Consider the following 14,072-nt stretch of genomic DNA (forward strand, 5'->3'; position numbering starts at 1 on the left):
TAAATTATTGTTTTAGTACGGTTACAGTTAGTGAAGAAGAATTGTGTACATCGTGAAAAATGCGGTGTGTTGCTTTTTGGAAATCACTTGGTTCGGCCTGATAGATGTTCATGAATTTTTGAGGGTTTCTGTCTGCTAATGGGAACCATGAATTTTGTATCTGTATCATTATCCTGTGACCTTTTTTGAAAGTGTGGGCAACGTCAGGCAGGGCATAGTTAACTTTAGTGATTTCGCCCGGATTGATGGCCTCCGGCTTTTCAAAGCTATTACGATATTTCCCACGCATAATTTCTCCGCGTACCAGCATTTGGTAACCACCCATAATCAGGTTTTTTGGATTTGTGGTTGGGTTTGGAGTGTTTTCAGGATAAACATCAATTAGTTTTACCACGTAATCTGCATCTGAGCCGGTTGTAGATACAACCAGATTGGCCAATAGTGGTCCGGTTAGTGTGATATCTTCAGTTAAAGTATCAGTTTGGTATACTTTAACATCTGGTCTGCGGGCAGCGAAACGTTGATCATCGATCATGTATTCGCGTGTTCTTTTCGCTTGAACTCCATCCTGATAAGGAACAGGATTATTAGGGTCACTTACGTATTCGTCCCAGCTATCGGTTCTCTTAACTTTTTCAAAACTTAGCTTTCCGTTGGGTTGCAAATACAGCGTTTTGGTTTCGGTATCTTTGGGTGGCCAAGTACTAAATTTTTTCCATTCGTTGCTGCCAGTTACAAAGATGTTTGCTTCTGCGGCATTAAAATCACCCTGACCTTTAAGGTAGTACTTAAAGAAAGGGAGCTCAAAGTTTTCCTGATAATATGTGCTGGTTGGCTGTCCGAATTCAATATCTCCAAAGCTGCTTCCGGTACTGCGTACCCAGCCTCCATGAAACCATGGCCCCATAACCAGGATGTTGTTTGCTTTTGGATTTTGTTTCTCGATGCTTTTATAGGTTGCAAAGGTACCATAGGCATCTTCTGCATCGAAGAAACCTCCTACAACCATAACGGCAGGTTTTACATTAACTAAATGCGGCTGGATGTTTCTTGCCTGCCAAAAGGTATCCAGATTAGGGTGTGCAAATAAGTCATTCCAGAATTTAATGCTATCAGCAAAATATTTATCCTTTAGGTTTTTAACTGATCCGGATTCCAGGTAAAAACGATAGTTGTCTTGTATTGGGAATTCGAAACCTTTAGGTCCTTTGTCTGGAGTAATTGGCTGCGGTCTTGGAACACCGAATGTGCTCATAAAGCTAAACGCATCCATTAAAAACAGACTTCCATTGTGGTGAAAATCGTCGCCACGGAACCAGTCGGTAACAGGTGCCTGCGGGGAAACTGCCTTTAAAGCAGGGTGTGCTCCCGGTAAAGACGTAGTAGAGTAAAAACCCGGATAAGAAATACCGTAGATGCCAGCTTTGCCATTATTGTTTTCTATATTTTTTACAAGCCAATCAATGGTATCGTAGGTATCAGTGCTCTCATCAATGTCTTTTTTAGTTTTTTTGTTGGCCACCTGTGGTCTTATATCATCGAATATACCCTCACTCATCCATTTGCCTCTCACATCCTGATAAACAAATATGAATCCTTCTCTCATCATTGCAGGAAAGTTACCCAAACTGGTTTTGTATTTATCCGCTCCGTAAGGTGCAACAGTGTACGGGGTTCTGTTAATCAGAAATGGGTACTTTTTTGTCTTATCTTTTGGGATATAGATTGAAGTAAATAATTTGACACCATCTCTCATGGTAATACTACGTTCAATCTTAGTGTAATTTTCTTTTACATACGCCGAATCGGATTGTTGAGCAAAAACAGCTGAAAATGTAAAAATGTGGATAGCAATAAGCCAAAGGAATTTGATATGGGCCATTTTAAGTTAATAAGTTATAAATAGTAAATATAGTAAATGGAAATGTTTTAGGCTAATAAGTGTCTGATTTTGCCTCAGGTTTACTAACTTTGTTTAATAAAAAAAACCTTTAATATGCAATACGATGTAGTTGTAATTGGCTCGGGCCCGGGCGGTTATGTTGGAGCAATAAGATGTGCCCAATTAGGCCTAAAAACGGCAGTTATAGAAAAATATAAGACTTTTGGTGGGACCTGCTTAAATGTAGGTTGTATTCCGTCTAAAGCATTGTTAGATTCTTCAGAGCATTATCATAATGCTGCTCATACTTTTAAAACCCATGGTATTGATCTTAAAGATTTAAAAGTTGACATGCCGCAGATGATTGCCCGCAAGAATGATGTGGTTGCTCAAAATACTGCTGGTATTCAATATCTTTTTAAGAAAAATAAAATTGACACATTTGAAGGTGTAGGTTCATTTGTTGATAAGAATACAATAAAAATTACCAATGCTGATGGTAAAACTGAAACGATAACTGCTAAAAATGTAATTATCGCATCGGGATCTAAACCAACTGCTCTTCCATTTTTACCTGTAGATAAAAAACGCATCATTACTTCAACTGAAGCTTTGACCATTACTGAAGTGCCTAAACAAATGATTGTTATTGGTGGAGGGGTAATTGGTTTGGAGTTAGGTTCTGTTTATGCTCGTTTAGGTACCAAAGTATCTGTTGTTGAGTTTATGCCATCTATTATCGGTACTATGGATGCTGGTTTGGGCAAAGAGCTACAACGTGTTTTAAAGAAATCTTTAGGCATGGAGTTTTATATGGGCCATAAAGTTACCGGTGCCACTACAAAAGGTAAAAAAGTTACTGTAACAGCTGATAATGCTAAAGGCGAGCAAGTGAAACTTGAGGCTGATTACTGCATTGTTGCTGTAGGACGTACTGCTTATACTGCTGGCTTAGGCTTAGAAAATATTGGCATCACCACTGAAGAGAGAGGAAATAAAATTCCTGTTAACGAGCATCTTGAGACCTCAGTACCGGGAGTGTATGCTATTGGTGACGTAATTAAAGGTGCTATGCTTGCGCATAAAGCAGAAGATGAAGGTGTTTATGTAGCGGAGAGATTAGCCGGACAAAAACCACATATCAATTATAACCTTATCCCTGGTGTTGTTTATACATGGCCTGAAGTTGCATCTGTAGGTTATACTGAAGAGCAGCTAAAAGAAAAAGGTATTCAATATAAAGCAGGTTCATTCCCTTTCAAAGCAAGTGGAAGAGCTAAAGCAAGTATGGATACTGATGGTTTTGTGAAAGTATTAGCTGATGCCAAAACCGACGAGATCCTTGGTGTTCATATGATTGGTCCTCGTGCTGCTGATATGATTGCTGAAGCGGTAGTTGCGATGGAATTCCGTGCTTCTGCTGAGGATATTGCAAGAATTTGTCACGCACACCCAACATACACTGAAGCCCTTAAAGAAGCGGCTATGGCAGCTACAGAAAACAGAGCGATACATATTTAATTGCAATAATGCATTATTAAAGAAAAGGCCTAGATTATTCTAAGGCCTTTTCTTTTAAAGCAGGATAGGTTTCGTATAAAACCTTTATGGCTATTTCAATAAGTCTTAAATTTTCTTCCTGATGGCCGTGTTGCACTTCTACATTTATGTAAGGGATATTTTTACTCATGGCATAAACGGATAAAGAACCATCATCAGGTGCTTCAGGAGATTGAAGTATTACATTTACCTTTTCTTGTTTTAAGCGATTAAATAACTTCAGATCAGTCACTAAAATCAGATCATCATTATCCATCTCAAAATTGATGTATACAGAATCTGCAGCGCTTTCTAGTTCATAACCCTCCAGGTATGATGAAATACCAAACGCGCCATCCCCATTATTATGTAAGGTGAAAATGTATCCAAGTTTTTTAGGGTTGTAAAAGTCGAGGATCAGTTTGCCGGTTCGTTCTAGTTGCATTAGAACTTCATCATTATCTACATTTTCGTACTTTTCAAGCCCCATAATAATTCCTTCTTGCGTATAAATGCTGTTGGGATCTGTTTGGAAGTTAAAACCGTCATTTGTGAATTTAAAATTCCTGACACCGCCATACTGACAATCAATGATGTTGCCACCGTTAAACTGTATGTATTCAAAAGCAGCTTTTACCCCTGTGTCTTCATCATCATGTATGGCAAGGAAACTGATCTTTGGTTTCCCGTAACTATATTTTACAAGATTGATGTCCAAGTCGTTTAATGCAATAGCACTTGTGTCAGTCAGCATACCCTCAAAAACAGGAGGGTGCTGTGCTTTTATCCCTAACGAAAAGCTGCATAACAGCAGCAGTAATATCATGCGTCTCAACATATTCCCTGTAAATACAACAAAACAATTATAATTGTTTTTAATTATTAAAACAAAAAGAGGAACTTTTTTAGGGCTCCTCTTTTTGTTATTATCTATTTGAAATGTTATTCTGCAAGGTCATATTCCAGAACATCTTTATGTTCGTATGATTCCTCCAATAATTCGTCTATTGTTTTGCCTTTTTTGTTAAAGCCTAATTTATCTAACATAATATCAAAAATCAGGTAAACAACCGGCACAACAATTAATGTTAAAAATAACGAACTTGTTAAACCACCGACAATAACCCAGGCCAGTCCATTTTTCCATTCCGCACCGGCACCACTTGCCAGCGCAATTGGTAGCATACCAAAGATCATGGCTATGGTTGTCATCAAAATTGGGCGCAAACGTGCGTGGTTAGCTAAAACTAATGCTTCTATTGTAGATTTTCCTTCTGCTTTCATGTGGTTGGTAAAATCGACTAGTATAATCGCATTCTTCGCCACCAAACCCATTAGCATAATTAAACCTAAGATGGTGAAAATACCGATCGAGTTATTTGTTAAAGCTAGCGCCAGGAAGGCCCCGATTAATGCAAGTGGCAAAGAGAACATTACCACTAAAGGATAAACAAAACTATCATATAGCGCCACCATAATTAAATAAACTAAAATAACGGAAGCCAGTAAGGCAATACCCAGAGTACCAAAACCTTCGGCCTGATTCTCCTGATCTCCTGCCCATGCATAACTTACACCTATAGGAGCTTTTAACTTTCCGTCTTTTTGTAGCTGCTCCAGTTTTGCCTGAAATTCAGCAACAACAGTTCCTGTCGGTCTCCCAATGGATTGCGCTTTAACAGATACTGAGGTCGATTTATTTAAACGCTCTAACTGACTTGGTCCGGAACCCTCGGTAATCGTTGCAAACTGTGAGAGCTTAATTTGCTCGTTGTTCGTATTTACAAAGATAAGGTTACGCACATCGTCAACATTTTTCCTGTTGAAATCCTGGTATTGGATATTAATGTCATACTCGTATTCGCCTTTTCTGTATTTACCGTCTGTGTTACCCGCAAAAGCAGTTTGCATGGTAGAACCTACAGTTTGTAATGTTAAGCCAAGAGCCGACATCTTATCACGATCAACCTGAACATTAATTTCAGGAGTTCCTTTTTCTACAGATAACTTGATCTCCGTTGCACCTGGAATTGCTGCAAGTACTTTTTGGGCACCTTCTGCATATTTTAATGCGCTATCCAGGTCAGAACCCATTACCACCAACTGTATCGGAGCGTTTTCTGCAATACCCAAAATACTAATTGGTACCGTTTTAACTTTAGCACCTACCAATTCTTTAGCAAGCGCACGGCTCATTTTTGTTGCGAAAATGTCGGACGAGATCCCCTCGCGTTCATTACGCTCAACCAGCTTTACGTTGATCTCCGATTTATAAGCTGTTGCCTGAGTTCCACCGAAATCTCCACTGGCCTGACCAACAGTAGTAATTAACTGAGTAATTTCCGGCTGTTTATCCAAAAATGCTTCCGCTTTTTGTGTGTAAAAGTTAGTTTGCTCCAGAGGTGCATCTTTTGGCAATTCAATTTGAATTAAAAACTCACCTTTATCAGATTTAGGGAAAAACTCAGAACCAATAAAACCAGCTCCAGCTAACCACATTGCCCCAACAAATAATACGACAACGGCTGCTATGGTACGTCTTTTATGGTTTAACGACCAGGTTAAGATGTTTGTAACCCATAATGTGAATTTTTTTAATTGTTTTTCAAACCAAAGGATAAAACGACCGAATATGTTTTTGCCTTCAATATGTTCTAATTTACCGTATCTAGAGAAAAGGAGAGGTACAATGGTAAATGAAGCAACTAATGAAAGTAACGTTGCAATAATTACAACCACACAGAACTGGCGTAGAATGTTCGATACCAGACCTGTACTAATGGCGATAGGGAAAAACACAACCACAATTACCAGTGTAATGGATACAACTGTAAAACCGATTTCCCTTGTCGCATCAGAAGCTGCTCTTACTTTATTTTTACCCATCTCCATGTGTCGCTGGATATTTTCCAGAACCACAATCGCGTCATCCACAAGGATACCTACCACCAGAGACAAACCTAATAATGACATCAGGTTCAAAGTAAAGCCAAATAAACTTATACCAATAAACGTTGCAATTAATGATGCCGGAATGGATACCATTACAATTAATGCATTACGTAAACTATGCAGGAAGAATAGCATTACAAATGCTACCAGTACAACTGCCAGAATTAAATCGTGAATAACGGCATCTGCAGATTCTAGGGTGAAGATGGAACTGTCGTTAACAATTTTAATGTTAAGTTTATTAGCAGCGTATTCTACTTTTAGTTTCTCTATAATTTTATGTACGCCTTTACTTACTTCTACCGCATTTGCATCACTCTGTTTAATGATTTGGATAGCAATAGCCCCTTTTCTATCAATACGAGCTAGTTTTTCGGTTTCTTTTTGAGAATCCTGTACATCAGCAACATCACCCAAACGAATTTGAGCGCCAGCTTTTGAAGTTGTTAAGACAAGGCTTCTTAATTCCTCAAGATTTCTGTATTTACCTGATAAACGAATTAAAACATCCTGATTTTCTGTTTTAACACTTCCTGTAGGGAAATCCAAGTTTGAGCTTAAAATCATTTGTTGTACCTGAGGTACAGAAAGATTATAGCCTTGTAATTTATCTGCATCTAAAGAAACCTGGATTTCTCTTTCAGATCCACCAATTAGGTTAACCTGCGCAATCCCGCTTACTCTGGAAATAACCGGAGCAATCCTTTGGTCAATTAAATCGTAAAAGCTAATGTCATCCATGTCTGCAGAGGCCGACATGGTGATAACCGGTAAATCATCTAATGAGAATTTACTTAATGATGGTGTTTTCACATCCTCAGGTAAATCTGAAAGGATGGCATTTACCTTACGTTGAGCATCATTTAATGAAATATCAATGTTGGCTGCATCAGTTAACGTAATCGTAACTGTCGATAAACTCTCAAATGAAACCGCATTTATTTTTTTGATATTTTCCATTGATGATACCGCATCCTCAATTTTCTTAGTTACGGTATTTTCTACCTCAGCAGGTGAAGCTCCAGGATAAATGGTTGAAATAGATACTACGTTGTTTGAGAATTTTGGTAATAACTCATAGCCCAACGAAAAGTAACTTAATAGCCCTAATAAAGTAAGTGCAGTAAATACTACAATTACCAGGGAGGGCCTTTTTATCGATATGTCTGTTATCTTCATTTTCTTTTTTTATTGCGTATTGCGATTGGCATATCGCGATCATTAACTGCCGGGATTGACCTATTTTACTATGCTGACAGGAGTGCCTTCAGCCAAATTAATCTGTCCGCTTGTAATTACAGTTTCTCCTTCGTTTAATCCTTCAAGGATTTCAACGGAATCCCCTAAAATACGGCCAGCAACTACTTTACGGATTTTAGAAGTGTTATTTGATTTATCTAACATAAATACCTGGTTGCTGCTTACACTACCCACAAATGCAGTACGAGGTATTAAAATGCCCGGTGCTTGCTTAGGGAAATTAAATACAGCTGTTCCATACATACCTGCTTTTAGGCTGTTTTTAGTATTGTTATCTACTTCAATTTCAATAGGGAAGTTTAAAGATGCATCGGCTTTTGCTGCAATGAATGTAACCTTGCCATTGAATTTTTCTGTTGGGAAAACAGAAGATTTGATGCCAATTTTATCACCTATTTTTAGGTTTGCTACTTGCGATTCGTTAACGTTTACCCTTAGTTTTAATTTAGAAACGTCTACAATTTCAAATAACTGAGTTCCTTGTGTGTTTACAAACGCACCAACTTCAATGTATCTTTTATTGATGATACCATTAATAGGCGATTTAAGATTCGCATCGCTTACTTTACGCTGTGAAGCTTGCAGGCGCAATTTTGCGTTTTGTGTTGTTAATTTAGCCTGGTCTAATTGCTGTTGGGTTACACCACCAGTTTCATAAGAACTTTTGTATCTGGCTTCATCTCTTAAAGCATTTTGATAGTTTGCTTCCGCAGTTTCTTTGTCAGTATTGATAATTTCAGCATCAACACGTGCTAAAACTTGTCCTTTAGTTACACGATCACCTTCATCAACGTAAATTTTACTTACCCTACCAGCATTTTCTGAAAGGAAGTTTAATTCTTGTTTAGGTACGAAGTTTCCATTGACAGCAAAATCCAGATCAACTACTTTCTTTTCTACAGTTGCAATTCGAACAGCAACAGCACCACCACCTTCTGCGATAAAGGCCGTTTTTGCTTCGTTTTTCTTCTTGTTGTTGCTTAAAACATAAGCTATTGCGCCAAGGGCGACAACGATTATAACAATTATAATAATTACTCTTTTCATTTCTATTTTGCTAGCGATTTAATATTTCCGTTCGATTTGATTAATTGTATTTCGGCTATTTTGTAATTTAATAAAGCCTGGATGTAGCTATTTTGAGCTTCAGTAAGTGAATTTTCTGTGTCCAGTAGATCCGTTAGGTTCGCCAAACCATTGTTGTAATTGTTCTGCGTACTTTTATAAATCTCATTTGCCAGTTCAGCATTTTTCTTTTGTGCATTAATGGTGTTAATGTTATTGCGCAATTCGATTTTAGCATTCTCATAAGCTAAGTTTAATGAGTTTGTCGATTCTCTTCTGTCCTCTTTTGCTTTCTTAATATCAACATCGGCCTGACGTACCTTTGAACGAGTCAGGAATCCGTTAAAAATTGGTATTTTTAAGGTTAACCCAATGGCTGATGCATCAAAACCAATAGCTTTTTTATTTGTAGTCAGGAAATCGAAATTATTAGCCTGACTGGAATAAGTATAGTTCCCTGTTAACGATAAGTTTGGATAATACTCCGCTACGTAAGCTTTACGCTGTAGTGATAAAAGTTTGTCCTGAATATCCAGGAGTTTAATTTCCGTCCTGTTGTCTAAACCAATAGAATCTGCAAGTTCAGGTAATTGGGTTACTTCAGTAAGTTCTGTTTTTGGTAAGGTAATACTGGTACTTACCGGCATGCCCATCGAAAACTTTAACTGGTTTTCCAATTGTGTAATCGCATTTAAAATTTGTGAGCGCTGTGTTTCCAAATTGGTAAGGTTAACATTGATACGATCAACATCAATTTTTTTAGCCAAGCCATTTTTGTGCTGATTGGAAATGATATTTTCAATAACTTTTACATTCTTGATGTTGGTGTCGATTACATTCATTTGCTGTCTGTTTACCAACACCTGATAATAATTATTGGCAACTAACTCTATGATCTGCTCTTCCGTAAATTGAGCAGTAAGGTTGTAATACTCCTCACTTGATCTTGCAGCCTGCAGACCCGTGAAAACTTGTTGATTGAATAATTGCTGTGAAAGTTGAACCCCGGCAGATGAATTCCATTTTTGACCCATTTTAAATGATTGTGTAGTGCCATTGCCTATATCTGCTACCAATTGGCCAATAATAGGATTGTAAGTTAAACCTGCATTACCTGTAATCTGCGGTAAAGCCTGAGCCCTAACTTCCTGGGTTTTGTATTTCCCCCCGTCAATATCAAGTTTTGCTTTTCGCACATTTGCGCTATTCTGGATGGCGTAATTTAACGCATCTTTTAAGCTTAGCGTTTGTTGTGCACTAACTGTATTTGATAATACCAAGCCCAATAATAATAGTGGGATTGTTTTTATCTGTTTAATAATAGTGTTCATATAATATAATTAGTCGTCTGTTTATTTTAATCCTTTAAGGAATATATTCGAGAGGTTTATTTGTTTTTCCAGCATCGCCTTCATTTCTTTTTTGCTTGGAAACAGCTCCTTATTACCATGTAAAATACATAGAGAAGTAATTCCGGCTAAACTCTCAAGATATAGCTCCGCAATTTTGTCAGCATCGTCTTTGGCTAGTTCTCCTCTCTCCATTGCTGCTCTGAAGATCTCAGCATGGAAATGTTCATTTTTCAATTTCATTTTCATGAAATGTCCTCTTAATTCATCAGAATTTAAGGATGAATCCGGGCTGCCTCCAGATAAATGAAGCATATAGTATTTTTGAAAGAAACGGTGTTTAACTTCTATAAAGCCGGTTAAACGATCTTTAATAGACATCTCAGTTGATTTATCTTTTTCAATTATTTCAAAATAATCAGAGAATATCTTGTCGATAACACCAAATACCAAGCTGTTTTTATCTGGGAAATAATAGTATAATGAAGGTTTTGATACTGATAGATCCTCAGCGATCTCATTCATTGTGGTTTTGTTAATACCATAGTGAATAAAACGTTTAATAGCCCCCTCAATTATAGCATCCCTTTTTTTATCAATTTCTACCATTTTACTTTTTTACTTTTTGACTTTTTTAATTCAACAGTCAAAAATACTGCCATTATTTTACTTGAAGAATTTTAGTGTTAAAATCTCATTAAACTGACGAAATTATGACAAAATAGGGTGGTTTGTAATGAAAGCTGTGGTTGACAGCCTTTTACAGATGCAGTAATTGTGGCGTAAGAAGGGGGGTGTCAGGCTATTTGGCCTTTAAGCCAGCTAGAAAAATCTCTGCAAGCATTTTCTCTTTTGCAAAAATTTGCTTGAATTGCTCTTTGCCAGGGAACATAATCTTATCTCTGCTAAGGATATTAAAGTGAATCCCTGACAGTGCGTCAATGAATATATCTGTAGCTAATTTAGGATCTTCTATTGCTAATTCGCCGCTCGCTATTCCCCTGCTAAAAAGAGAACCGATGATAATTGCCTCGAAGGTTCTGGCTCTTTGGAATTTTTCATAAAGGCCTTCTGGTAGTTCAGTGCTGATTACTTGATTCGACTCAAATAAATTATAATATTTCTGAATATAACCCTGACGTTTTTGGAGTAATTTAAGTACACCTTCGGTCGCAGTTGTGGTTTTATCGATAGACTTAACCAGGTCTCTGCTCATGATTTGCATAAGGTGTTCAATGGAACTTACGTAAAGACTTAATTTATCAGGGAAATAGTAATAAAGAAGTGCCTTTGAAAAAGAAATGTCTTTGGCAATTTCTGTCATCGTGGTTTTTGATAATCCATAATGAGCAAACCTTTTTAACGCAGCTTCAATAATTAAAATTCTTTTCTTATCCTGATTTTCCATAGAAATATTAATGTTCTCCCTTACTGTTCCTGAATTTACCTTAACGCCCTATAATAGTATAATGCGCCTGTTGCGGTAAAATTTCATGAAAAATAGTCAAAATTTTTAAATATTGATTTTAACATGTTTATTACAGGGCTTATCAATTACATTTGTAGTGTTTACTTAATCTGTTGAAACCTGTATGTTAGACGTGCAAAAGAATAAATCATTAAAACCTTACAATACATTTAGTATAGCTGTAGATGCAAATTATTTTGCCGAAATCCTCTCTGAACAGGACCTTAAGGATGTATTGAAATCGGAGCTTATTAGACAGCAGAATTTATTGGTTTTAGGCGGAGGTAGCAATGTGTTGTTCACTAAAGATTTTAACGGCCTGGTAGTTAAAATTAGCATACCGGGGATTTCGAGTATTGAAGAGGGAGATGACATTATTGTAACAGCTGGGGCAGGAGTGGTTTGGAATGATCTTGTAAAGTACTGTGTACGAAATGGGTTTGCCGGTATTGAAAATCTTAGCCTTATTCCAGGAACTGTGGGGGCATCACCAATACAAAACATAGGTGCTTACGGCGTAGAATTAAAAGATGTTTTTAAATCTTGTGTGGCTTATGAAATAACAACATCCGAAAAACGAGTATTCAATTTTGAAGATTGCCATTTTGGATATAGAGATAGTGTTTTTAAAAATGAACTGAAAGGTCAGTATATCATTACATCTGTTAGCTTTAAATTAAGTAAATCTGCAAAAATTAATACCCAATACGGAGCCATACAGGACGAGTTAAATAATAAAGGCATTGCTGTTCCTACAATTGCAGATATTTCTAATGTTGTTTCTGAAATAAGGGTTGCCAAACTACCCGATCCTTCTACAATTGGGAATGCCGGAAGCTTCTTTAAAAACCCTGTTATTACGAGCGATGAGTTCGAAGCAGTAAAATCTGAACATCCGAATGTGGTTCATTATCCGGCTCCGGGGGGTAAAGTAAAACTTGCAGCGGGCTGGTTAATAGAGCAATGCGGGTTTAAGGGCGTGGTCGTCGGACAAACAGGTACATGGAGGAATCAGGCATTGGTTCTGGTCAATCACGGCACTGCTACGGGGATGGAAGTGTATAGTTTTTCAGAACAAATCATAAATGATGTGAATGCCAAGTTTGGTGTTCAATTAGAAAGGGAAGTAAATATTCTGTGACAACGTTCCCTTCGATACTGTAGGCATCGAAAATTAATTTCATAACACTAGGATCTATTTTTTGGTACACATGTTGTATATGTTTTGGAGTGTAAGATTAAACAAACTGGTGAGCGCCACTCATAAATCCCTGTTTGTTTGCTTTTTTAACCCAAAACTTAAAACATTATGACAAAAAATGAATTCAACCTCAAATTAAATGACCACTCGGTCTCTTTACAGTCATTCGCTTTAAATTTTACAAAAGATATTGAAGACGCAAACGACTTGGTGCAGGATACTATGTTGAAGGCCGTAACTTACTATAGTAAGTTTAAAGAAGGAACAAATCTTAAAGGATGGTTATTTACTATAATGAAAAATACCTTTATTAATAATTATCGTCGTTTGGTAAAAACAAATGCATTAATTACTAAATCGGATGATATTTCCTCTGCAAATCTTCATTACAGCGCTTCGAAAAATACCAGTGACAGTAAGTTTGTTATAGGTGACATAAATAAGGCTTTGGCTACTTTGCAGCCGGAATATCATATTCCATTTGTTAAGTATTTTGAGGGATATAAATACCATGAAATTGCTGAAATGCTGAATATTCCAATTGGCACTGTAAAAACAAGAATACATGTTGCCCGTCAGATTTTAAAGAAATATCTAAAAACATATTCTAAGGACGTCCTTGGAGCAGAAATTGTTTAAAAGAGTTGGTTATACAATGTTGTTCTGTATACGATCGTCATCCTGAAATAAATTCAGGATGACGATCGTGTCTTAATACGACTGTGTCTTATTTACTTTTCTACAAAAGCTTTTAAGTTTGCTAACCCCTTTTCATAGTCTTTTCCGATCATAGAGTCGTATGCCAGCGACAACCATCTGGAAAAAATAGATGTGTTTTCACCTCTAAAGTCCCATGTCACCTTTGTGCCGCCATTAGCGGTGGGCTCAAAGTAGAATGAGGTAATTGCTGTGCTTTGGAAAGGTTTAATGAACTCCAGTTTTTCGTCGATCTGCTTATTTGGGTTAAGCTTTTCAATTGTAATACTTCCGGTTCCAACCTCTTTTCCTTCCCAGCTAAACTTCGATCCAACAGAAATACCATCGCCTGTTACGGTATGTTTAGCTGCCTTGTCCATTTGCATCCATGGATTCCATAGACCGAAATCATTAAAATTTAGTGTTTTCTGATAAGCTATACTGTCAGGTTTGTTAATTTCAATGGATCTGCTTACGCTGTAAGTTTTTGGAAGAAAAAAACCAATGATAAAGAAGAGGGCAATGATTATTACAATAATGCCCGCTAAGACTTTAATTATTTTCATTTTTATTTGTTTTGGTTACTTAAAATTAACTTAAAAAGTTTTGTTAGGCAAACAATTAATTCTTAGAATATATAGATAGGAGATAAGGTTGTTT

At 37.0% G+C, this 14,072-nt stretch carries 11 protein-coding genes; 3 read left to right on the forward strand and 8 right to left on the reverse strand.

Annotated elements, in window-relative coordinates:
* Positions 1 to 4: 4 nt before the first annotated feature.
* Positions 5 to 1,882 carry a CocE/NonD family hydrolase gene (locus tag AC6CH7_RS15665; RefSeq protein WP_498263645.1) on the reverse strand — a complete coding sequence of 626 codons (1,878 nt, stop codon included), beginning with the start codon at positions 1,880 to 1,882 and terminating at the stop codon, positions 5 to 7.
* Between the two features lie 114 nt (positions 1,883 to 1,996).
* Between AC6CH7_RS15665 and lpdA the strand changes: the two genes are divergently transcribed.
* Entirely contained in the window at positions 1,997 to 3,403 is a 1,407-nt protein-coding gene (gene lpdA, locus AC6CH7_RS15670) for a dihydrolipoyl dehydrogenase (RefSeq protein WP_498263646.1), read from the forward strand.
* A 34-nt stretch (positions 3,404 to 3,437) separates the two neighbouring features.
* Here the strand turns inward: lpdA and AC6CH7_RS15675 are convergent, their stop codons facing one another.
* The 6 genes from AC6CH7_RS15675 to AC6CH7_RS15700 form a co-directional block, all read right to left on the reverse strand.
* Positions 3,438 to 4,247: a hypothetical protein gene (locus AC6CH7_RS15675; RefSeq protein ID WP_498263647.1), complete on the reverse strand. Its 810-nt coding sequence runs from the start codon at positions 4,245 to 4,247 to the stop codon at positions 3,438 to 3,440.
* Positions 4,248 to 4,363: 116 nt separating this feature from the next.
* Positions 4,364 to 7,552: an efflux RND transporter permease subunit gene (locus AC6CH7_RS15680; RefSeq protein ID WP_498263648.1), complete on the reverse strand. Its 3,189-nt coding sequence runs from the start codon at positions 7,550 to 7,552 to the stop codon at positions 4,364 to 4,366.
* Positions 7,553 to 7,612: 60 nt separating this feature from the next.
* The gene (locus AC6CH7_RS15685; RefSeq protein ID WP_498263649.1) at positions 7,613 to 8,680 is read right to left on the reverse strand and encodes an efflux RND transporter periplasmic adaptor subunit; all 1,068 of its coding nucleotides are present in this window, start codon (positions 8,678 to 8,680) and stop codon (positions 7,613 to 7,615) included.
* Between the two features lie 2 nt (positions 8,681 to 8,682).
* Complete coding sequence (locus AC6CH7_RS15690; RefSeq protein WP_498263650.1) at positions 8,683 to 10,029, reverse strand: TolC family protein; 1,347 nt, start codon at positions 10,027 to 10,029, stop codon at positions 8,683 to 8,685.
* A gap of 21 nt (positions 10,030 to 10,050) precedes the next feature.
* Positions 10,051 to 10,656, reverse strand: coding sequence for a TetR/AcrR family transcriptional regulator (locus AC6CH7_RS15695; RefSeq protein WP_498263651.1), 606 nt, complete (start codon positions 10,654 to 10,656; stop codon positions 10,051 to 10,053).
* 193 nt (positions 10,657 to 10,849) lie between these two features.
* Complete coding sequence (locus AC6CH7_RS15700; RefSeq protein ID WP_498263652.1) at positions 10,850 to 11,455, reverse strand: TetR/AcrR family transcriptional regulator; 606 nt, start codon at positions 11,453 to 11,455, stop codon at positions 10,850 to 10,852.
* Between the two features lie 184 nt (positions 11,456 to 11,639).
* On the opposite strand from AC6CH7_RS15700, the gene murB reads away from it, so the two are divergent.
* Together murB and AC6CH7_RS15710 are read left to right on the forward strand one after the other, a co-directional pair.
* Entirely contained in the window at positions 11,640 to 12,656 is a 1,017-nt protein-coding gene (gene murB, locus AC6CH7_RS15705; protein WP_498263653.1) for a UDP-N-acetylmuramate dehydrogenase, read from the forward strand.
* A gap of 168 nt (positions 12,657 to 12,824) precedes the next feature.
* Complete coding sequence (locus tag AC6CH7_RS15710; RefSeq protein ID WP_068888111.1) at positions 12,825 to 13,355, forward strand: RNA polymerase sigma factor; 531 nt, start codon at positions 12,825 to 12,827, stop codon at positions 13,353 to 13,355.
* 92 nt (positions 13,356 to 13,447) lie between these two features.
* On the opposite strand, the gene AC6CH7_RS15715 is transcribed toward AC6CH7_RS15710, so the two are convergent.
* On the reverse strand, positions 13,448 to 13,978 hold the full coding sequence (locus AC6CH7_RS15715) for an SRPBCC family protein (RefSeq protein WP_498263654.1): 531 nt from the start codon (positions 13,976 to 13,978) through the stop codon (positions 13,448 to 13,450).
* Between the last annotated feature and the right edge of the window lie 94 nt (positions 13,979 to 14,072).

It is taken from the genome of Pedobacter sp. GQ55 (genome assembly GCF_059758925.1).